The organism is Actibacterium sp. XHP0104, assembly GCF_025751515.1.
GTDB lineage: Bacteria > Pseudomonadota > Alphaproteobacteria > Rhodobacterales > Rhodobacteraceae > Actibacterium_D.
In genome coordinates this window covers 1-19,592 of the sequence record NZ_JAOWLE010000001.1, presented here as the reverse complement: position 1 = coordinate 19,592, position 19,592 = coordinate 1, and the positions used below count along the sequence as shown (strand labels likewise).

18 protein-coding genes and 1 riboswitch are annotated in these 19,592 nt (G+C 65.1%); of the genes, 5 read left to right on the top strand and 13 right to left on the bottom strand.

Annotated features, from left to right (window positions below; translation table 11 throughout):
- The 8 genes from OE856_RS00095 to OE856_RS00060 all read right to left on the bottom strand — a co-directional run bounded on the left by OE856_RS00095 (nucleotide 1) and on the right by OE856_RS00060 (nucleotide 7,212).
- On the bottom strand, nucleotides 1-729 hold the full coding sequence (locus OE856_RS00095; RefSeq protein ID WP_263714008.1) for a hydroxymethylpyrimidine/phosphomethylpyrimidine kinase: 729 nt from the start codon (nucleotides 727-729) through the stop codon (nucleotides 1-3).
- The gene (locus OE856_RS00090; protein WP_263714007.1) at nucleotides 726-1,334 is read right to left on the bottom strand and encodes a thiamine phosphate synthase; all 609 of its coding nucleotides are present in this window, start codon (nucleotides 1,332-1,334) and stop codon (nucleotides 726-728) included. The genes OE856_RS00095 and OE856_RS00090 overlap by 4 nt, the downstream gene beginning before the upstream one ends.
- Complete coding sequence (locus OE856_RS00085; protein ID WP_263714006.1) at nucleotides 1,331-2,089, bottom strand: thiazole synthase; 759 nt, start codon at nucleotides 2,087-2,089, stop codon at nucleotides 1,331-1,333. Before OE856_RS00085 ends, OE856_RS00090 begins: the two co-directional genes overlap by 4 nt.
- A gap of 3 nt (nucleotides 2,090-2,092) precedes the next feature.
- Entirely contained in the window at nucleotides 2,093-2,290 is a 198-nt protein-coding gene (gene thiS / locus OE856_RS00080; RefSeq protein WP_263714005.1) for a sulfur carrier protein ThiS, read from the bottom strand.
- Nucleotides 2,280-3,215 (bottom strand): FAD-dependent oxidoreductase, encoded by a 936-nt coding sequence (locus tag OE856_RS00075; RefSeq protein ID WP_263714004.1) that lies wholly within the window; start codon nucleotides 3,213-3,215, stop codon nucleotides 2,280-2,282. Before OE856_RS00075 ends, thiS begins: the two co-directional genes overlap by 11 nt.
- The gene (thiC, locus tag OE856_RS00070) at nucleotides 3,212-4,999 is read right to left on the bottom strand and encodes a phosphomethylpyrimidine synthase ThiC (protein WP_263714003.1); all 1,788 of its coding nucleotides are present in this window, start codon (nucleotides 4,997-4,999) and stop codon (nucleotides 3,212-3,214) included. Before thiC ends, OE856_RS00075 begins: the two co-directional genes overlap by 4 nt.
- A 126-nt stretch (nucleotides 5,000-5,125) precedes the next feature.
- Nucleotides 5,126-5,246: riboswitch (TPP riboswitch) on the bottom strand.
- Nucleotides 5,247-5,351: 105 nt separating this feature from the next.
- The gene (locus tag OE856_RS00065; protein WP_263714002.1) at nucleotides 5,352-6,098 is read right to left on the bottom strand and encodes a hypothetical protein; all 747 of its coding nucleotides are present in this window, start codon (nucleotides 6,096-6,098) and stop codon (nucleotides 5,352-5,354) included.
- Between the two features lie 220 nt (nucleotides 6,099-6,318).
- On the bottom strand, nucleotides 6,319-7,212 hold the full coding sequence (locus OE856_RS00060; RefSeq protein ID WP_263714001.1) for a hydrogen peroxide-inducible genes activator: 894 nt from the start codon (nucleotides 7,210-7,212) through the stop codon (nucleotides 6,319-6,321).
- A gap of 117 nt (nucleotides 7,213-7,329) precedes the next feature.
- On the opposite strand from OE856_RS00060, the gene katG reads away from it, so the two are divergent.
- Nucleotides 7,330-9,504 (top strand): catalase/peroxidase HPI, encoded by a 2,175-nt coding sequence (gene katG, locus OE856_RS00055; protein WP_263714000.1) that lies wholly within the window; start codon nucleotides 7,330-7,332, stop codon nucleotides 9,502-9,504.
- Between the two features lie 66 nt (nucleotides 9,505-9,570).
- On the opposite strand, the gene ilvD is transcribed toward katG, so the two are convergent.
- Both ilvD and OE856_RS00045 read right to left on the bottom strand, forming a co-directional pair.
- Nucleotides 9,571-11,400, bottom strand: coding sequence for a dihydroxy-acid dehydratase (gene ilvD, locus OE856_RS00050; protein ID WP_263713999.1), 1,830 nt, complete (start codon nucleotides 11,398-11,400; stop codon nucleotides 9,571-9,573).
- Nucleotides 11,401-11,550: 150 nt separating this feature from the next.
- On the bottom strand, nucleotides 11,551-13,116 hold the full coding sequence (locus OE856_RS00045) for a winged helix-turn-helix domain-containing tetratricopeptide repeat protein (RefSeq protein WP_263713998.1): 1,566 nt from the start codon (nucleotides 13,114-13,116) through the stop codon (nucleotides 11,551-11,553).
- Between the two features lie 125 nt (nucleotides 13,117-13,241).
- Here OE856_RS00045 and OE856_RS00040 point away from each other — a divergent pair, with 125 nt between their 5' ends.
- The 4 genes from OE856_RS00040 to OE856_RS00025 are packed head-to-tail and all read left to right on the top strand — an operon-like array spanning nucleotide 13,242 to nucleotide 16,553.
- Nucleotides 13,242-14,132: a class I SAM-dependent methyltransferase gene (locus OE856_RS00040; RefSeq protein ID WP_263713997.1), complete on the top strand. Its 891-nt coding sequence runs from the start codon at nucleotides 13,242-13,244 to the stop codon at nucleotides 14,130-14,132.
- Nucleotides 14,133-14,163: 31 nt separating this feature from the next.
- A complete protein-coding gene (locus OE856_RS00035) occupies nucleotides 14,164-14,736 on the top strand; it encodes an OsmC family protein (RefSeq protein ID WP_263713996.1) in 573 nt (190 codons plus the stop codon).
- A gap of 28 nt (nucleotides 14,737-14,764) precedes the next feature.
- On the top strand, nucleotides 14,765-16,000 hold the full coding sequence (locus OE856_RS00030; protein ID WP_263713995.1) for an NAD(P)-binding domain-containing protein: 1,236 nt from the start codon (nucleotides 14,765-14,767) through the stop codon (nucleotides 15,998-16,000).
- Nucleotides 16,001-16,013: 13 nt separating this feature from the next.
- A complete protein-coding gene (locus tag OE856_RS00025; protein ID WP_263713994.1) occupies nucleotides 16,014-16,553 on the top strand; it encodes an OsmC family protein in 540 nt (179 codons plus the stop codon).
- On the opposite strand, the gene OE856_RS00020 is transcribed toward OE856_RS00025, so the two are convergent.
- Genes OE856_RS00020 through OE856_RS00010 form a run of 3 tightly spaced genes read right to left on the bottom strand, consistent with a single transcriptional unit; the run spans nucleotide 16,550 to nucleotide 19,388 of the window.
- Entirely contained in the window at nucleotides 16,550-17,206 is a 657-nt protein-coding gene (locus OE856_RS00020; protein WP_263713993.1) for a LutC/YkgG family protein, read from the bottom strand. The genes OE856_RS00025 and OE856_RS00020 overlap by 4 nt on opposite strands.
- Nucleotides 17,203-18,612 carry a lactate utilization protein B gene (locus OE856_RS00015; RefSeq protein ID WP_263713992.1) on the bottom strand — a complete coding sequence of 470 codons (1,410 nt, stop codon included), beginning with the start codon at nucleotides 18,610-18,612 and terminating at the stop codon, nucleotides 17,203-17,205. Before OE856_RS00015 ends, OE856_RS00020 begins: the two co-directional genes overlap by 4 nt.
- Entirely contained in the window at nucleotides 18,609-19,388 is a 780-nt protein-coding gene (locus OE856_RS00010) for a (Fe-S)-binding protein (RefSeq protein WP_263713991.1), read from the bottom strand. Before OE856_RS00010 ends, OE856_RS00015 begins: the two co-directional genes overlap by 4 nt.
- Nucleotides 19,389-19,592 lie beyond the last annotated feature (204 nt).

Below are 19,592 nucleotides of genomic sequence, written 5' to 3'. Positions count from 1 at the left end.
TTATGCGGCGGCGGTCTCGAAACGGCGCTGCGACTGTGCCCGCGCCGCATCCACTGCGCCTGTCAGATCACGCCCGGCAGCCAGATGCGCGGCGATGGCGCTGGCGAGGAAACAACCCGTGCCGCGCAGGGCAACCGCGATCCGGGGGCTGGGAAAGGCAATCGGCGGCTGATCGGGCAGATAAAGCCGGTCTTCGACCACGGGCCGCGCGGGGCCATGCCCGCCCTTGACCAGAACCGCCCCGCAGCCGCGCCGGATCAGCGCCGCAACACAGGCGTCCTCGGCCCCCTCGGGCAGACCTATATGACGGCCCAACAGGTTCAGTTCCGGCAGGTTCGGCGTCAGCAGCACGGCGCGCGGCAGCAGCTGCGACAGCATCCGGTCAATACCCTCGTCATCCAGCAACGCCCGCCCCGAACTGGCCGCGATCACCGGGTCGATGATCAGCGGCGCGGGCGGCAGGGCCTTGGCGATGGCCTCGACGATGCCCGCGTTACACAGCATCCCGGTCTTGACCGCACTAACCCGCCCTGCAGCCGCAATCTGTACCGAAACCACATCGGGCGGCACCGGGTGAAGGGCCGTGACGGCGCGATCATCCTGCGCGGTGACAGCCGTGACCGCCACGCGAACCGCAGCCCCTGCCTTGGCCACCGCTTCCGCATCGCGCAACAGCCCCGCACCGCCGCTGGAATCCATGCCGCCGATGCAAAGGACTGTCGCGGTCACGCCGCGCACCGCGTGGCGGCGATCCACTCGCGGCAGCGCGCCTCGGGGTCGGTGGCCTGCGCGATATCGGTGACAACGGCGGCACAGTCGGCCCCGGCGGCAAACAGCCCCGGCAGGCGCTCGGGCACCAGCCCGCCGATCCCCACCAGCGGCACCTTCCCGGCGCGCGCCTTCCATTGGCGCACCCGGTCCAGCCCCTGCGCCCCCCATTTCATCTGTTTCAACAGCGTCGGATAAACCGGCCCCAAGGCCACATAGGCCGGGCTCAGCGCCAGGGCGTGATCCAGCTCGGCCTCGTCATGGGTCGACAGGCCAAAGCGCATACCGGCCCGCCGCAGCGCGTCGAAATCGGCGCTGTCCATGTCCTCTTGGCCCAGGTGAACGAAATCGCAGCCCAGTTCCAGCGCGATCTCCCAATAGTCATTCACCACCAGCTGCGCGCCATGCGCGGCACAAGTGGCCTGTGCGCGCATGATCTGGGCGCGGATATCGGCCGGCGAGCGGTCCTTGATCCGCAGCTGCACCAGCCGCACGCCCAGCGGCACCAGCCGATCCAAAAGATCGGCATCACCCACGATCAGGTAGAACGGGTCAAGCGCCCTCATGCCAGTTCCGCCATGCCAAAGATCGGGGTCGAGGCCTGCGCCATGTCACGCCGGGGCATCAGCCCGGCCTGGCACGCCGCCTGCCCCGCCGCCACGGCCTGACCAAAGGCGCGCGCCATAGTCACCGGGTCCAGCGCGCGGGCCACGGCGGTGTTCAGCAGCACCGCGTCAAAGCCCATCTCCATCGCCAGCATGGCCTGGCTGGGCGCACCGATCCCCGCGTCGACTACCAAAGGCACAGACGCGAAATGCGCCCGCATCGTGCGCAGCGCCTCGACATGGCGCAGCCCCTGCCCCGACCCGATCGGCGCGCCCCAGGGCATCAGCACCCGGCACCCCGCCTCGATCAGCTTTTCGCCCACGATCAGGTCTTCGGTCGTGTAGGGAAACACCTCGAACCCGTCGACACACAGAATCCGCGCCGCCTCGACCAGCGCAAACGGGTCGGGCTGCAACGTGTCGGCATGGCCGATCACCTCAAGCTTGATCCAGGTCGTGCCGAACAGCTCGCGCGCCATATGGGCGGTGGTGACGGCCTCGCGCACGCTATGGCAGCCGGCGGTGTTGGGCAGGATGCGGCAGCCGCTGTCGCGCAGGATGTCGCGAAACCCCGCGCCCTCGGGCCCCTCGCGGCGCAGCGACACGGTGATGACCTCGGCCCCCGAGGCCGTGATCGCGTCGCGCAGCACCTGCGGTGACGGGTATTGCGCGGTGCCCAGCATCAGCCGGCTGTTCAGATCAACGCCATAGAACATCCCTCAGCCCCCCTGCATCGGTGACAGAACCTCGACCCGGTCGCCCGGCGCCAGAGGCGTGTCGGCCCGGGCCGAGCGCGGCACGAATTCACCCCTCACCGCCGTGGCAACCACCTCTGCGGCAAAGCCTTGTTCGTCGATCAGCGCGGCCAGCGTGCGGGCCTGCGTGATCACCTGTGCCCCGTTCAGATCAATCTGCATGGGCCATCTCCTGCGTCAGTATCTGCACCAGCTCCATCGCCAGAACCGGCGCCATCAGAAACCCGTGGCGATACATGCCGTTCACATGGATCACATCGCCCAACCGGCGAATGGCGGGAATATTGTCGGGGAAAGACGGCCTCAGCCCCGCCCCGGTGGCGATCAGCCGCGCCTCGGCAAAACCGGGATGCACGGTGTAGGCGGCGGATAACAGCTCCATCACGGCGCGGGCGGTGATGGCGCCGTCGCGGGCGCTTTCTACCATCGTCGCGCCGACCATATAGCGCCCCTGCCCGCGCGGCACGATATAGCAGGGAAAGCGCGGATGCAGCAGCCGCACCACCCGCGTCAGCGCGACATCGGGGGCGTCAAGTTCCAGCATCTCGCCCCGCACGGCGCGCAGATCGCCTAGCGCCCCGGCGGCACCCAGCCCGCGGCAATCGACCACCCGCCCGCGTGGCGGGCCATCGTGAAACACCACGCCCTGATCGACCAACGCGGCCCGCAGCGCGCCCAGCGCGGCGCGCGGGTCCATATGCGCCTCGTCGGCAAAGAACAGCCCGCGCGCGAACCGGCCCGCCAGGTCGGGCTCCAGATCAGCGGGCGCGGCCCAATCATGGCCCCGCGTGGCGCGGGCAAACCGGTCCAGCTCGACCGTATCGCGGGCAGGCGCCAGAACCAGCGTGCCCCGGCGCTCGACACCCGGCACATGCGCGGCCCACCAGTCGACCGCCGCCCGGCCCTTTTCGACAATCAGATCCGGCGCGCCGTCGCCCTCGCAAAAGGGCGCCAGCATGCCGCCCGCCAGATGTGACACAGGCGGCGGGGCGTCAGCGGGGGCGATCACCTCGACCGCGAACCCTGCCTCGGCCAGCACGGTGGCGGCGCACAGCCCCGCCACCCCGCACCCCAGAACCGAGATCATTCCGCCGGTTCCTCGGCCGGCACATAAAGCTCGCCCCCCTCGCGGAATTTCGCGGCCATGGCCTGCATGCCCTCTTGCTTTGCGGCCTCGGCGCGGATGTCGTGGCTGATGCGCATCGAGCAGAATTTCGGCCCGCACATCGAACAGAAATGCGCCACCTTATGCGCCTCTTTGGGCATGGTCTCGTCATGCATTTCGCGCGCGGTGTCGGGGTCTAGACCGAGGTTGAACTGATCTTCCCAGCGGAACTCGAACCGCGCGCGCGACAGCGCATCATCGCGCCGCTGCGCGCCGGGATGCCCCTTGGCCAGATCGGCGGCATGGGCGGCCAGCTTGTAGGTGATGACCCCGGTTTTCACGTCGTCGCGGTCGGGCAGGCCCAGATGCTCCTTGGGTGTCACGTAGCACAGCATCGCCGTGCCGAACCATCCGATCATCGCCGCGCCGATGGCGCTGGTGATGTGATCATAGCCCGGCGCGATATCGGTCGTGAGCGGCCCCAGCGTGTAGAACGGCGCCTCGTGGCAATGTTTCAACTGCTCGTCCATGTTGGCCTTGATCTTGTGCATCGGCACATGGCCGGGGCCTTCGATCATCACCTGGCAATCCTTGGCCCAGGCGATCTTGGTCAGCTCGCCCAGGGTGCGCAGCTCGGCGAACTGGGCCTCGTCATTGGCGTCGGCGATGCTGCCGGGCCGCAAACCGTCGCCCAGGCTGAACGACACATCATAGCGGCGGCAGATGTCGCAGATTTCGTCGAAATGCTCATAGAGGAAGCTTTCGCGGTGATGATGCAGGCACCACTTGGCCATGATCGAGCCACCACGCGACACGATGCCAGTAACGCGTTTCGCGGTCATCGGGATCATGTGCAGCCGCACGCCCGCGTGGATGGTGAAATAGTCGACGCCCTGCTCGGCCTGTTCGATCAGCGTGTCGCGGAAGACCTCCCATGTCAGGTCTTCGGCAATGCCGCCGACCTTTTCCAGCGCTTGATACAGCGGCACCGTGCCGATCGGCACCGGGGCGTTGCGGATGATCCAGTCGCGGATGTTGTGGATGTTACGCCCGGTCGACAGGTCCATCACCGTATCCGCGCCCCAGCGGATCGCCCAGACCATCTTTTCCACCTCTTCCTCCATGCTGGAGGTCACGGCCGAGTTGCCGATATTGGCGTTGATCTTCACCTTGAAATTGCGGCCGATGATCATCGGCTCCAGTTCGCGGTGGTTGATGTTGGCGGGGATGATGGCGCGGCCGGCGGCGATCTCGGCGCGCACGAATTCGGGCGTCACCAGATCGGGCAGCTCGGCGCCAAAGGCCTCGCCGTCGCGGGTGGCGGCGGCCAGGCGACCCTCGTTCTCGCGGATGGCGACGAATTCCATCTCGGGTGTCACGATCCCGGCGCGGGCATAGGCCAGCTGGGTCACGGCGCGATCGCCCACCGCGCGCAGCGGCGGACGCTGCACCGGAAAGGCCGGGGTCAGGCGTTCGCCGGTGGCAAAGCCGTTATCGGCATCTGTCACGGCGCGGCCGTCATATTCCTCAATATCGCCGCGCGCCTGCAACCAGCCGCCGCGCACCTCGGGCAGGCCCTTTTCGATGTCGATCGACGCCGCCGGGTCGGTATAGGGCCCCGAGCTGTCATAAACGCAAAGCGCGTCTTCGTTCGAGACGGCGATCTCGCGCAGGGGCACGCGGATGTCATGGATCGCGCCGGTCTGGTAGATCTTGCGCGATGCGGGCAGCGCGCCGGTGGTGATCTGGGGAATGGTGTCTTTCATTTTGGCCTCTTCTTGCGATGAGACCCAAGCCAAACGTTCGGCAGAAAGGGGCCACGACAGGCCCGAACGCAATGCGCGAATGGGCCCTAGCGGCCCGAAAGGACCGCCCCTTGTCACAAGGATTACGGATTTGCCCTTCGGTCTTCCTACGCCAGTGTCAACTGGGTCAGGTTCAAAGGGTCGCGTCACCGGGGTTGCCCCCTGTCAGCCTCTCAGCCCCCTAGGCGGGGCCCCCCTGACGTGAGGGCACTATCCGAATGCATCGCTTGGCTGTCAACGGGAAAAGCCCGATCCAGCAATCCCTCCCGCTCCATACAGCCCGATGAAAACGGGGCGCCGGTGTTGTCCGCCGTTAGTCGCAAGCACGGGCGCTGTATTTATAGAGAGCATTCGCTAACTCTTTGGCCTGTTCTTCTGACCCAGTTTTGAACTGCAATTCCCTTGGAACCGTGACTGTCCCTGCCAACAGGTTCTCTCTCTGCACGCCATCTGCGGTGAAAAGCAACGAGATCACCACCGTCTGCGGTGCCGAAAGCGTCCCTACCCGTCTTGCAAAGTCAAAGAAGCCGGGCGCATCCTTGTGCGGCTTCATCTCCTCGCCATCAACTGCAACGGATGTGAGGCGGAAGGAAAAGTTTCCATTCTCCATTCTCAGCACATCCTCGATACGCGCGCGATCAATTCCTTCTCCGGCTTCGACGGCCATGCGATTTTCCTGCACAACCGTTTGACCTTGTTGCATGGTCAGGCGGGACTCGCTGCTTTCAAAAGTATCAGGAAGCTGCTCTGATATACGGACCGCTTGGTCAACCAGCCGGTCATTGAACGGCTTTCTTTCGAATATCAGAACGATCTGATCCGGTTTTACCGCCCTGTATTTATAGCGTTTCAAGGTGAACAGCGCCAAATCAGCACGCAGGGTGTGTCCGCTATGCATGCCCAAGGAACTCAATCCCGTTGACGACACTCTCAACTCGCATCCTTCAAGAATGATGTCACCCTCCGAAAGTCTAGGACTATTCTCGGCCAGGATCCTAACAATGCGCGCCTCGGGATCTTCCTGCCAGCACCCACTGACAAGCATCAGGGCAGCAGCCATAACGCCGTTTCTGATCAAATTCATATCTCGTCCATTTTTTGACGTTGAAATTTTCTTTAGAGACGTTTGGCCCGTCTGCGAGTGGAGGTTTCGGGCAAAATCCTAAAACCTTTACCCACACCTCAGAGGATAACAATAATCCGAGATTACACGCAATAGTGCGGGTCAGGCTGCGCGCGCCATAACTGACCCCGTTGAAAACAGCGCGGCGCGCGCCTGATCAACCAGCCCCACCCATATCGCGCAGAATATCCGCGATCTGGGTGAATTGCCCGGCCAGCGGGTTGGTCTTGCGCCAGACCATGCCGATGGTGCGCGTGGGGCGCGGGGCGCGCATCCGCGCCAGCGACACCTGGGCCGAGCGCGTTTCGATCGGGGCCGCCATTTCGGGGATCAGCGTCACCCCGATGCCCGCGCCGACCATCTGCACCAGCGTCGACAGAGAGCTGCCCTCCATCATCTCACGCGCGACCGAGGGTGACATCTTGCAAAACGAAAGGGCCTGATCGCGAAAGCAATGCCCCTCTTCCAGCAGCAACAGCTTCATTTCCTGCAACATGGCGGCATCGGGAACCGGCTGATCGGCATCCGCCAGCGGGCGCACCAGCACGAATTCCTCATCGAACAATGGCACCTCGTGCAGCGATGGTTCGGATATGGGCAGGGCCACGATCGCCGTGTCCAGACGGGCCTCGATCAGATCCTCGATCAGCTTTTGCGTCACCGCCTCGCGCGGGCGCAGATCAAGGCCCGGATAGCGCCGGGTCAGCTCCTTGATCAGCCCCGGCAATACATAGGGCGCGATGGTCGGGATCACCCCGATCCGCAACCGCCCGGCCAGCTGTGCCTGCGTGGCCCGCGCCAGGTCTTCCAGCTCATCGACAGCGCCCAGAATGGCGCGGGCGCGGGTGGCGAACTGACTGCCCAGATGGGTCAGATGGGTCTGGCGCGCGCCCCGTTCGACCAGGGGCGCGCCGATCAGATCCTCAAGTTCGCGAATCTGCACCGACAGCGCCGGTTGCGAAATTGCACAGCTTTCCGCCGCCCGGCCGAAATGCCCGTGACGCGCCAACGCATCGAAATACCGCAGATGTTTCATGGAAATCCTACTCATAAGAATTTCCTATCACATGATTTAGAAAATGCAATTTTGATTAATGACGCGCAGCCTCTACCATCACCTCATAAACACAGCCCACGCGCGGGCACCCAACAGTGAGCGGAGAGACAAATGGACGGAAATGACATGGATCGCGCCGGCAAATGTCCGGTGATGCACGGCGGGATGACCGCGCAGAATACCTCGGTGATGGATTGGTGGCCCAGCGCGCTGAACCTCGACATCCTGCACCAGCACGACACCAAGACCAACCCGATGGGCGCCGGTTTCGACTATCGCGCCGAGGTTCAGAAACTGGATTTCGAGGCCGTTAAGGCCGATGTAAAGGCGCTGCTGACCGACAGCCAGGACTGGTGGCCCGCTGACTGGGGCCATTATGGCGGGCTGATGATCCGCCTGGCCTGGCACTCGGCCGGGTCGTATCGCCTGGCCGATGGCCGTGGCGGCGGCGGCGCGGGCAACATCCGCTTTGCCCCGATCAACAGCTGGCCCGACAACGGCAACCTCGATAAGGCGCGGCGCCTGCTGTGGCCGGTCAAAAAGAAATACGGCAACCGCCTGAGCTGGGCCGACCTGATCCTGCTGGCAGGCACCTTGGCCTATGAGGATATGGGCCTGAAAACATTCGGCTTTTCCTTTGGCCGCCAAGATATCTGGCACCCCGAGATCGACACCTATTGGGGCGCCGAAAAGGAATGGCTGGCGCCGTCGGACACGCGCTATGACGATGTGGCCAAGCCCGACACGATGGAAAACCCGCTGGCCGCCGTGCAGATGGGCCTGATCTACGTGAACCCCGAGGGCGTGAACGGCAACCCCGATCCGCTGAAAACCGGCGCGCAGATACGCGAGACCTTTGCCCGCATGGCCATGGATGACGAGGAAACCGCCGCGCTGACCTGTGGTGGCCACACCGTCGGCAAGGGGCATGGTAATGGCGATGCCGCGACGCTGGGCGCCGAGCCCGAAGCCTCTGCAATCGAGAACCAGGGCTTTGGCTGGGTGAACCCCAACCTGGGCGGCAAGGCCCACAACGCTGTGACCTCGGGCATCGAGGGCGCCTGGACCAAGAACCCCACCAAGTGGGACATGGGCTATTTCGACATGCTGTTTGGTCATGACTGGGAACTGACGAAATCGCCCGCCGGGGCCAACCAGTGGCGCCCGGTCGATATCAAGCCCGAGGACATGCCCGTCGACCCCACCGACCTGACCACCCCCGTCATGCCGATGATGACCGATGCCGACATGGCCATGAAGGTCGACCCCACCTATCGTGCGATCTGCGAGCGTTTCATGGCCGACCCGGCCTATTTCGACGATTGCTTTGCCCGCGCCTGGTTCAAGCTGACCCACCGCGACCTGGGCCCTCGCACCCGCTATGTCGGCCCCGACGCCCCCGCCGAAGACCTGATCTGGCAAGATCCGATCCCGGCGGGCAACACCGGCTACGATGTCGCTGCGGTGAAGGCCAAGATCGCCGCCAGCGGCCTGTCGCTGGCCGACATGGTCGCCACCGCATGGGACAGCGCCCGCACCTATCGCGGCTCGGACATGCGCGGCGGCGCCAATGGCGCGCGCATCCGCCTGGCCCCGCAGAAAGACTGGGCTGGCAACGAACCCGAACGCCTGGCCCGCGTCCTGTCGGTGCTGGAGCCGATCGCGGCGGAAACCGGCGCCTCGGTCGCGGACGTGATCGTGCTGGCGGGCAATGTCGGCGTGGAACAGGCCATCAAGGCGGCCGGGTTCAGCGTGGTGGTGCCCTTTGCGCCGGGCCGCGGTGACGCGACCGACGACATGACCGACGCCGCCAGCTTTGATGTGCTTGAACCGCTGGCCGACGGGTTCCGCAACTGGTCCAAGAAAGACTATGTCGTCACGCCCGAGGAAATGATGCTGGATCGCGCCCAGCTGATGGGGCTGAGCGCGCCCGAGATGACATGCCTGATCGGCGGCATGCGGGTGATGGGCACCAACCACGGCGGCACGGGCCACGGCGTCTTTACCGACCGCCCGGGCGCGCTGACCACCGACTTTTTCGTCAACCTGACCGACATGTCCTACAAATGGGTGCCCGTCGCCGACGGCACCTATGAAATCCAGGATCGCAAGTCGGGCGCGGTGAAATGGACGGCCACCCGTGCCGATCTGGTGTTCGGCTCGAACTCGATCCTGCGCGCCTATGCCGAGGTCTATGCCCAGGACGACAACGCCGAGAAATTCGTGCGCGACTTTGTTGCCGCCTGGACCAAGGTCATGAACGCCGACCGGTTCGACCTGGCCTGAGGCCAGCCCAAAAGAAACCCCGCGCGGCCCAAGGCTGCGCGGGGATATTTTTGCCTTTACAGGCCCTTACAGGATACGTACGGCACCCTTGGCGGCACTGCTGGTCATCGCGGCATAGGCTTTCAGCGCGGTCGACACCTTGCGCTTGCGCGGCTCCTCGGGATGCCAGCCCTTTTCGTCGCGTACCGCACGGCGCTTGGCCAGTTCGGTGTCGTCCACCGCCAGATGAATACGGCGGTTGGGGATGTCGATCTCGATGATATCGCCGGTTTCGGCCAGACCGATCGTGCCGCCTTCGGCCGCCTCGGGCGAGACATGCCCGATCGACAGGCCCGAGGTGCCCCCCGAGAACCGCCCGTCGGTCAGCAGCGCACATTGCGCGCCCAGCCCCTTCGATTTCAGATACGAGGTCGGATACAGCATCTCTTGCATGCCCGGCCCGCCGCGCGGCCCCTCATAGCGGATCAGCACAACCTCGCCCGCCTGCACCTTGCCAGTCAGAATGCCCGACACGGCGTCGTCCTGGCTTTCAAAGATGCGCGCCGGACCCGAGAAGGTGAGGATCGATTCATCCACGCCCGCGGTTTTCACGATACAGCCGTCCTCGGCGATATTGCCGAACAGAACCGCCAGACCGCCGTCTTTCGAAAACGCGTTCTCGACGTTGCGGATCACGCCACCCTTACGGTCGCGGTCCAGCTCCTTGTACCGGTTCTGGGTCGAGAACGCCTGCGTGGTGCGCACACCACCCGGCGCGGCGCGATAGAACTGATCGACCGACGCGTCATTGGCGGTGATGATGTCCCACTTGGCCACGGCCTCGGCCATGGTGTCGGAATGCACGGTGCGCACGTCGCCATGCAGCAGCCCGCCGCGATAGAGCTCGCCCAGGATGGCCATGATGCCACCGGCGCGGTGCACGTCCTCCATGTGAACGTCGGATTTCGCCGGTGCGACCTTGGACAGGCAGGGCACCTTGCGCGACAGGCGGTCCATATCGGCCATGGTGAAATCAACCTCGCCCTCATGGGCGATGGCCAGCAGGTGCAGCACGGTGTTGGTCGACCCGCCCATGGCGATGTCCAGCGACATGGCGTTCTCGAACGCCTCAAACGTCGCGATCTCGCGCGGCAGCAGGCCCATTTCCTCGCCCTCGTAATGGCGCTTGGTGATGTCGACGATGGTGCGCCCGGCCTGCAGGAACAGCTCCTTGCGGTCGGCATGCGTGGCCAGCATCGAGCCATTGCCCGGCAGCGCCAGGCCCAGGGCCTCGGCCAGACAGTTCATCGAGTTGGCGGTGAACATGCCCGAGCACGACCCGCAGGTCGGACAGGCCGCCTTTTCGATCGCGTCGACCTCTTCGTCGCTATAGCTGTCATCGGCCGCCACGACCATGGCATCGACCAGATCCAGCGCTTTCTCCAGATCGTCGATCGTGACCTTGCCGGCCTCCATCGGGCCGCCCGACACAAAGATCACCGGGATGTTCAGGCGCATCGCGGCCATCATCATGCCGGGGGTGATCTTGTCGCAGTTCGAGATACAGACCATCGCGTCGGCGCAATGGGCGTTGACCATGTATTCGACCGAATCCGCGATCAATTCGCGCGAGGGCAGCGAATACAGCATGCCGTCATGGCCCATGGCGATGCCGTCATCCACGGCGATGGTGTTGAATTCCTTGGCGATACCGCCCGCGGCCTCGATCTCGCGCGCGACCATCTGGCCCAGATCGTGCAGGTGCACGTGGCCCGGAACGAACTGGGTGAAAGAGTTCACCACCGCGATGATCGGCTTGCCAAAGTCGCTGTCGGTCATGCCGGTGGCACGCCACAACCCGCGCGCGCCGGCCATGTTGCGGCCATGCGTGGACGTGCGAGAGCGATAATAGGGCATCGGGGCCTCCTGTAATTCGGCAGATGCGGCCGGGCCGCAGGTGTCTGGGGTCTTGGCAAATGACACGGCCTGATGCCGCCACCCGCCAGATTGCGCCCTTTCATATAGCCGAAAAACGGTCTCGACAATGCCACCCGCGCCGGGCCGGGCCTAGCTTTCCTGAAAGCCCAGCGCCCGCAGCGCGTCGTACAGCGATTGCCGGACAGTCGCGTCCTGAAACGGAAAGGCGGTAAAGAACTGCTTGATCGAGGTATCTGGCCTGCGCGCGAGGGTTTGCTCGACCCAATAGCGCGCCACATCCTCCCTCCCGGCCATCTGGTTCGCCGCCGCCGCGATCGCGGCGATCAGGTGATGCGCCCCCGGCTTACGGGCGCCCTGATCGGCCCAATGCGCGGCCTGGGCCAAGTCACCGGTATGCAGGTTCGCCAACCCCTTGGCCGACTGCATCGCATACAGGAACGGGTCAAGCGGGCTAAGCGACAGCGCCTTGTCAACATGGTCCAGCGCGGAATGCCCCTGCCCGGCCATGACATCGGCAAAGGCGTGGGCGTAATAGCCCTGGGCGAAACTGGGGCTGAGCCTCATGGCGCGCTCGAGCCAGGCCTGCCCGGCATCGGTATCGCCCACCAGCCAATGCGCGCGGCCAAAGTTGAAATTCCCGAACGGGTCCATCGGGTCCAGCTCGATGCTTTTCTCGGCATAACGGCGGGCGTCGGAAATATGGGCGGCGCGATCGGACCCATAACGCAGAAACGCCGACTGAAAGCTGGTGAACGATCGCGCCGCATGGGCGCGGGCAAAGTTCGGGTCCAGCTCGGTTGCGCGTTTGAAATAGCTGGCAGCATAGGCATTGTCGGCGCGATTGAACCGATACATGTGCTGCAGGCCCAGGTGATAGGCCGACCAGGCATCCAGCGCCTCTGGCGGGCGCAGCCGCGCCTGTTCGGATTCGTGCAACGGAATGTGCAGCTCCATCGCCGACACCACCAGATTGGCGAATTCGTCGCGCATCATGTGCACATCGTCGATCTTGCCAGTCAGCCGTTCACCCCAGACCACGTTGCCCGTGCGGGTATCCGACAGCTCGACCGAGATCGCCAGGCGCGGGCCGAACAGCTCGATATCGCCGGCCAGGCAGTAACTGGCCCCAAGCGTGTCGCGGATCGTGTCGATATCGGGCGCGTGGTCGCGAAACCGAAAGGTCGACCCGCGCGCGATCACCCTTAGCCAACGCAGCCGCGACAGCGACGAGATCAGCTCGCTGGGAACGGCTTCCGAGATCGCGCCATAGGCGCCCGCCGATCCGATCAAACGAAACGGCAGAACGGCAATCGTGGGCTGCGCGCCCAGAGTGTCCGCCGGGCTGTCCTGCGCGGGGGCCGGGGCCTGAACCACGGCGGGTTCGGCCCGGGCCTGAGCCGCGCCCACAAAGCGGAACCCCCGCCCATGCAGCGTGCGAATGTATTTCTGCGCGCGCCCGTCGTCGCCCAACGCCCGGCGCACACCCTTGATCACGGTCGAGATCGCCGCATCCGTCACCGCGCGGCCATCCCAGATCTTTTCGACCAACTCGTCCTTGGACACCAGCCGTTCACCGTTCGACACAAGATAGCACAGCGTGCCGAATGCGCGCGGCTCGACGGCCACGGCGGCGGCGCCATCGCGCAGCTCGCCCCGGTCCAGATCAAGCACGAAAGAGTCGAAAATATATTTCACCCACAAAGCCTAAGCAAAAACTCATATTTCCGACAAGCAAAACTCAGCACCTGCTCAAGCAAGCAGGGCTTAGCGGACGTAACTTTCCTTAACACCGGGCAATCGGCCCCAAAGGAGTTACGACAATGACCATCCAGACCCCCAACCCGCTAACCGCCGATCAATCGCCGATCGTCGAATTCTGGAACGACATCCTGGCCCCCAAGGTCATCCGCTTTCGCCACATCATGGTCGACGGCCTGTCGCTGCACAGCCAGATGGTCATGCCCCAACTGCCCGTCGCCCCCGGCGATGACGTGCTGGATGTGGGCTGTGGCTTTGGTGACACCGCCTATGCGCTGGCCCAACGCACCGGCCCCGAAGGCACCGTCCTGGGCGTCGACTGCTGCCAGGCCTTCCTTGATCTGGCTTGGCGCTGCCCCGAACGGATGTTCAACCCGAATGTGCGCTTTGCCAATGGCGACGCCGAACGCGACCTGGGCGAACATGCCTATGATTTCGTGTTCTCGCGCTTTGGCACGATGTTCTTCGTCAACCCGGTCGCCGGGCTGCGCGCGATGTGCCGGGCGCTGAGACCCGGTGGCCAGATGGCCCATATCGTCTGGCGCAACCGCGAAGACAATCCGTGGCTGGCCGCCGCGCGCGAAACCGTGCTGCAATTCCTGCCCGCCCCGGGCGAAGACGCCCGCACCTGCGGCCCCGGCCCGTTCTCGATGGCCGACGAGGCCGCCACCCGCGCCAAGATGACCGCGGCCGGGTTCACCGACATCGCCTTTCGGCGGATCGACGCCAAGGTCCTGGTGGGCCGCACCGTCGCAGACGCCATCGCCTTTCAGCTGGCCCTTGGCCCGGCTGGAGAAACCTTCCGCGAGGCCGGACCCCTTGCCGAAGAACGCCGCCCCCAGATCGAGGCCGCACTCGCGGATCTCTTTGCCGGGGTCGAAACCAACCCCGAGGGCCTGTGGATGGACAGCTCTTCGTGGCTGATCACCGCACGGGCGCCCGAAACCGCCTGACACCTGTCAAACCCAACAAAGGACAAAGACCATGACCTACTCTGATACCACCATCACCGCCGCCGTCGACAACGGTGTCGACACCGAATCCCTGATTGGCGCCCGCACCGCCTTCGAGCAGATGCCCGAGGCCGCGCAGTTCACCTTTCGCAGCACCTGCGACTGGGTCACCGGCACCCAAAACCGCAACACTCTGAACGGCTATTTCGGCCTCGGCCAGGAACATACCCGCAAAGAGACCTTTACCATCGCCGCTGACCACCCCGAGGTGTTCCACGCCGCCGACACCGCCCCCACCCCGCCCGAGATCGTTCTGGCCGCGCTGGCCAGCTGTCTGACCGGCGGTCTGGCCGCCGTCGCCCAGCATCGCGGCATCCAGCTGCGTTCGGCCCGCGCCGTGGTCGAAGGCGATGTCGATGTGCGCGGCATCCTTGGGATGGACGCCGATATCCGCAACGGGTTCTCGGCCATCCGCGTCAGCTTTGAGGTCGACGCCGATGCCAGCGAGGACGACATCCGCGCCCTGGTTGCCCAGTCGCAGAAACGTTCGGCCGTGTTCGACATGCTGACCAACCCCACCAACGTGACCGTTTCGGTCGCCTGACCCACCAGCCCCCGAAAGGAGCAGCCCAATGCCTTCGATTGACACAATCATCATCGGCGCCGGCCAGGCCGGCCTGGCCATGAGCCGCTGCCTTTCGGACCGCTCGGTGCCGCATGTCGTCATCGAGCGGGGCCAGGTCGCCCATTCCTGGCGCACCGAGCGCTGGGAGGGCCTGCGCCTGCTAACCCCCAACTGGCAAAGCCGCCTGCCCGGCTTTGCCTATCGCGGCCCCGACCCCGACGGGTTCATGACCATGCCGCAAACCATACGTTACTTTGAGGATTACGCCGGGCTCAGCCGCGTGCCGGTGCAGGAATGGACCTGCGTGCAATCGGTCACCGCTGACGCTGTCGGCTACCGCGTGCAGACGGACAAGGGCGAATGGACCTGCCGCAACCTGGTGCTGGCCACCGGTGCCTGCAACATCGCCCATGTGCCTGACTGCGCCGCCGGTGTGCCTGACGACATCGTGCAACTGACGCCACAGAAATACCGCGCGCCGGGGCAGCTGCCCAAGGGCGGGGTGCTGGTCGTCGGTGCCTCGGCCACGGGCGTGCAACTGGCCTCCGAGATCCGCGCCGCCGGGCACGAGGTCACCCTTGCCGCCGGGCAGCACATCCGCATGCCGCGCCATTACCGGGGCCGTGACATCCAGTGGTGGATGGATCGCGCCGGTATCCTGGACATGACCACCGCCCAGGTCGATGACATCACCCGCGCCCGCAACCTGCCCTCGCTGCAACTGATCGGATCGGCGGCGCAACGCTTTGTGGATCTGAACGCCCTGCAGGACGCGGGCGTCGAGATCACCGGCCGCCTGGCCACGATCCGCGATGGCAAGGCGGTGTTTTCCGGCGCGCTGGCCAATCACTGCGCCCTGTCCGACCTCAAGATGAACCGCCTGCTGGCCGAGATCGACGACTGGGCCGATGCCGCCGACATGACCGGCCTGCCCGCGCCCGAACGCTTTGCGCCGACGCGCCACGCCACCCTGCCCCGCCTTGGCCTGCCGCTAAGTGAGGGCCGCATCCGCAGCATCATCTGGGCCACTGGTTTCCGCCCCGATTTCTCGTGGCTGCATATGCCGGTCTTTGATCGCAAGGGGCGGCTGGCCCATGACAACGGCCATGTCGCGCCCGGGCTTTATGTTCTTGGCCTGCCGTTCCTGCGGCACCGCAACTCGGCCCTGATCGACGGGGTCGGACGCGATGCACAGGCGCTGGCCGATCACTTGGTGGCCAGCCGCCACCGTCACGCCGCATAGGAAAGGACACCCGATGGATACCCTCGCCCCCCAGACCTCGGATCGCGACCGCGCCATTCAGGCCGCCCAGATCAAGGCCATCGCCCGGATGCAATCCACCCCGGCGGATGCCAACAGCACCATCACCACCGTCGGCCGCGTGACCGAGGGCCTGACCTGCCACGTGCAACAGGGCAAATTCACCGCCACCACCGATCTGGGCCGGGGCATGGGCGGCGACGCGGCCGGGCCTTCGCCCGGCTTCTACGCCCGCACCGCGATTGCTGGCTGCGTCGCGATCGCGGTCAAGATGCTGGCCGCGCGCACCGGTCACGTCTTTGACAGCGTCGAGGTCACAGTCGAAACCGATTTCGACGACCTGGCCCTGTTCGGACTGGGATGCGGTGCCGCCGCGCCGTTGCAAACCCGCGTCACCATCGCCGTCGACAGCCCCGAGCCCCGCGAAACCGTCGAGGCCCTGGTCGCCCAGGCGCTGGAGATGGACCCGTGGTATCTGGCCCTGCGCGACGCCCAGAACGTGACACCGCGCGTGGTAACCTCGGCCCGCGCCTAAAGGTCGGCCACGCAGATGATATGCATGAACCGCGGCCCATGCGCGCCGCGAATGTTCTTGGCCTCGATATCGGCAGTGCCGCTGGTGCCGGTGACGATGTTCAGGTTGCGGGGCTGGCTGGCCTGCCCGGCACCCACGAATTCGAACACGTCTTCCAGATGCCGGCGGATCTGACCCTGCCCCACCACGACGACGTGATGCAGCGGTAAAAAGGTCAGCAGAACCGGCGCATCCGGCCCGGACAAAAACACCACCGATCCGGTTTCGGCCACGGCCAGATCGGCGATCGACACGGCGACAGGCTCATTCGCGTCGACCGTGTGATGCACCGACACCGAACCCCAATCGAGATCGCGCAAGGCCGCGCGTGGTTGCAAGGCGATCTGCGCCCCCAGCCCCACCCGGGTCAGATAATCGGCCACCTGCCCCGGCACCTCGGCCAATGTCGCGGCGTGCGACACCGTCGCGGTCACGCGCTCGGACGTGGCCTTTTCGATGAACCGGTCAAGATTGTCCTGCCCCGTGAAACCGGGGCGCAGCACGTCGGGCGTGGCGATCAAGGCCATGGCCTCGGCGGCGATGGTATCCGCATCGCGAGGCGCGCCGTTGGCGGTGGAAATGGCCTGGAAAATAGCGTCGCGGGCGGTGCTCATTTGCGGCTCCTGCGGTTGTATTGCTGCATGAAGGTGCCCAGCTCGGGCTGCGGCAGGTCGCGGTGGCGGGTCCAGTTTCCGGCCATCGGAAAACGCCGGATGCGGCCACGGTTCATCGACCAGACCCGCATCGCGAACATCGCCAGCCCGGTCGCGCGGCGATAAAGCCCCGGCCGCCGCGCCAGCCAGCCCCAAACCGCCAGCCCGCCCCGCGTCATGCCGGACGTCAGCCCCGCCTGATGCTGGCGCGCCCGCAGGCTGCGCAGCATGTCGGGCAGCGGAATGTTGACCGGGCAGACCTCGTTGCAGCGCCCGTTCAGCGTGCAGGCATTGGGCAGATCCTTGGTGCTTTTGAGATCGGACATCGCCGGCGTCAGGACCGACCCCATCGGCCCCGGATAGACCGCGCCATAGGCATGCCCGCCCACCGCCGCATAGACCGGGCAGTGGTTCATGCAGGCCCCGCAGCGAATGCAGCGCAGCATCGGCCGCAGAAACTGACCCAGCATTTCCGTGCGGTGATTGTCGACCAGCACGATATGCATGGTCTCGGGGCCATCGGCATCACCCGCCCGTTTAGGGCCGTTATAAAAGGTGGTGTATTGCGTGATCTCGGCCCCGATCGCCGCGCGCGACAGCAGCCGCAAAAACACCGTGGCATGGGCCATGCTGGGCACGATCTTTTCGATGCCCACGGTGACGATATGCGTCTTGGGCGGGGTTGTGGTCAGCTCGGCGTTGCCTTCGTTGGTGACGGTGACGATTGACCCGGTATCGGCGATCAGGAAATTCGCCCCCGAAATGCCGATATCCGCATTCAGAAACTTGGGCCTGAGCTCGCGCCGCGCGCTTTCGACCAGCGCCGCGATCTCGTCGCTGTTCGAGGGCTGCGCGTGTTTCTCGCGAAACAGCTCGGCCACCTGTTCATGGGTCTTGTGCATCGCCGGCATCACGATGTGGCTGGGCGGATCGCCGGCCAGCTGGATGATGTGTTCAGCCAGATCGGTCTCGATCCGTTCGACCCCGGCGGCGGCCAGCGCCTCTCCGATACCGATCTCCTCGCCCAGCATCGACTTGACCCGCGTCGCGCTGCGCGCGCCCTCGGCCTTGCAGATGGCGGTGACGATATCGGTGGCCTCTTTGGGGGTGCGCGCCCAATGCACCTGCGCGCCCGAGGCCACGGCATTGGCCTCGAACATCGCCAGGTAATGGGCGAGGTTGTCCAGCGTGTGATCCTTGATCTTTTGCGCCGCCTCGCGCGCCGCCGCGTATTCGCCGAAATCGGCAATCACCTGCGCCCGGCGTTCGCGCAACAAAGTCGTGGTGCGGTTCAGCGCGATCTTTAGCGTCGGGTCGGCCAACGCCGCCGTTACATGCGCCTTGAAATGCTCTGAGGTCTGTTTCATCGCATCTTCTCCGGCTTGCAGATCGCCGGGCCATCAGCCATCCCGGCCAGAACCTCGACAGTGTGATAGACCTTGACGTCAGACCCGCGCCGGCTGAGCTTGCCGGCCATGTTCATCAGGCAACCCATGTCGCCACCCAGCAAGGTGTCGGCGCCGGTGGCCTCGATCTTGGCGGCCTTGTCCTCGACGATCGCATTCGACACCGACGGGTATTTCACGCAGAACGTGCCGCCAAAGCCACAGCATTCGTCATTGCCCTGCAACGGCACCATCCGCAGCCCCGCGACATCGCCCAACAGCGCGCGCGGCTGATCATGCACCCCCAGATCGCGCAGCCCCGAACAGCTGTCATGATAGGTGGCGACGCCGTCATAGCTTGCCCCCTGCGGGTGATAATCCATCACGTCGCGCAGAAAGCTGAGGATCTCCCAGGTCTTGGCCGACAGGGCGCGCTGACGCTCGGCCCAGGCCGGATCATCCGCGAACAGTTCGCCGTAATGGCTGCGGATCATGCTGGCGCACGACCCCGACGGCGCGACCACGTAATCATAGCCCTCGAACACCTCGATCACCTGCCGGGCCAGATCGCGGGTGGTGGCGTCATCGCCGCTGTTGAACGCGGGCTGGCCGCAGCAGGTCTGCGCCTGCGGCACCTCTACGTCGCAGCCGGCGGCCTCTAGCAGCTTGAGACTGGCAAAGCCGATATTGGGGCGCATCGCATCGACGATGCATGTCACGAAAAACCCGACACGGGGGGGCGTGCTGCGGTGCTGCATGGTGGTCTCCTGGTTTGGCCTTGGGGCCATGGCTTGGGCGGGGGTCGTGGTCCCGGTCTTCCCCCGGGCCATTTTCCGGCCCGGGGGTATTGTTTTGTTTACTTCTTTTTCTTCGGGGGGATGAGGTCTGTGATTGTTCCCTCGAACATTTCGGCCGCGAAGTTGACGGTTTCCGACAGGGTCGGGTGGGGGTGGATTGTGTGG

What these genes read in the sequence shown, in the direction of transcription:
- OE856_RS00090 (WP_263714007.1), bottom strand. Translation starts at nt 1,334, where the DNA reads ATGAGGGCGCTTGACCCGTTCTACCTGATCGTGGGTGATGCCGATCTT.
- OE856_RS00085 (WP_263714006.1), bottom strand. Translation starts at nt 2,089, where the DNA reads ATGTTCTATGGCGTTGATCTGAACAGCCGGCTGATGCTGGGCACCGCG.
- thiS (WP_263714005.1), bottom strand. Translation starts at nt 2,290, where the DNA reads ATGCAGATTGATCTGAACGGGGCACAGGTGATCACGCAGGCCCGCACG.
- OE856_RS00075 (WP_263714004.1), bottom strand. Translation starts at nt 3,215, where the DNA reads ATGATCTCGGTTCTGGGGTGCGGGGTGGCGGGGCTGTGCGCCGCCACC.
- thiC (WP_263714003.1), bottom strand. Translation starts at nt 4,999, where the DNA reads ATGAAAGACACCATTCCCCAGATCACCACCGGCGCGCTGCCCGCATCG.
- OE856_RS00065 (WP_263714002.1), bottom strand. Translation starts at nt 6,098, where the DNA reads ATGGCTGCTGCCCTGATGCTTGTCAGTGGGTGCTGGCAGGAAGATCCC.
- OE856_RS00060 (WP_263714001.1), bottom strand. Translation starts at nt 7,212, where the DNA reads ATGAGTAGGATTTCCATGAAACATCTGCGGTATTTCGATGCGTTGGCG.
- katG (WP_263714000.1), top strand. Translation starts at nt 7,330, where the DNA reads ATGGACGGAAATGACATGGATCGCGCCGGCAAATGTCCGGTGATGCAC.
- ilvD (WP_263713999.1), bottom strand. Translation starts at nt 11,400, where the DNA reads ATGCCCTATTATCGCTCTCGCACGTCCACGCATGGCCGCAACATGGCC.
- OE856_RS00040 (WP_263713997.1), top strand. Translation starts at nt 13,242, where the DNA reads ATGACCATCCAGACCCCCAACCCGCTAACCGCCGATCAATCGCCGATC.
- OE856_RS00035 (WP_263713996.1), top strand. Translation starts at nt 14,164, where the DNA reads ATGACCTACTCTGATACCACCATCACCGCCGCCGTCGACAACGGTGTC.
- OE856_RS00030 (WP_263713995.1), top strand. Translation starts at nt 14,765, where the DNA reads ATGCCTTCGATTGACACAATCATCATCGGCGCCGGCCAGGCCGGCCTG.
- OE856_RS00025 (WP_263713994.1), top strand. Translation starts at nt 16,014, where the DNA reads ATGGATACCCTCGCCCCCCAGACCTCGGATCGCGACCGCGCCATTCAG.
- OE856_RS00020 (WP_263713993.1), bottom strand. Translation starts at nt 17,206, where the DNA reads ATGAGCACCGCCCGCGACGCTATTTTCCAGGCCATTTCCACCGCCAAC.
- OE856_RS00015 (WP_263713992.1), bottom strand. Translation starts at nt 18,612, where the DNA reads ATGAAACAGACCTCAGAGCATTTCAAGGCGCATGTAACGGCGGCGTTG.
- OE856_RS00010 (WP_263713991.1), bottom strand. Translation starts at nt 19,388, where the DNA reads ATGCAGCACCGCAGCACGCCCCCCCGTGTCGGGTTTTTCGTGACATGC.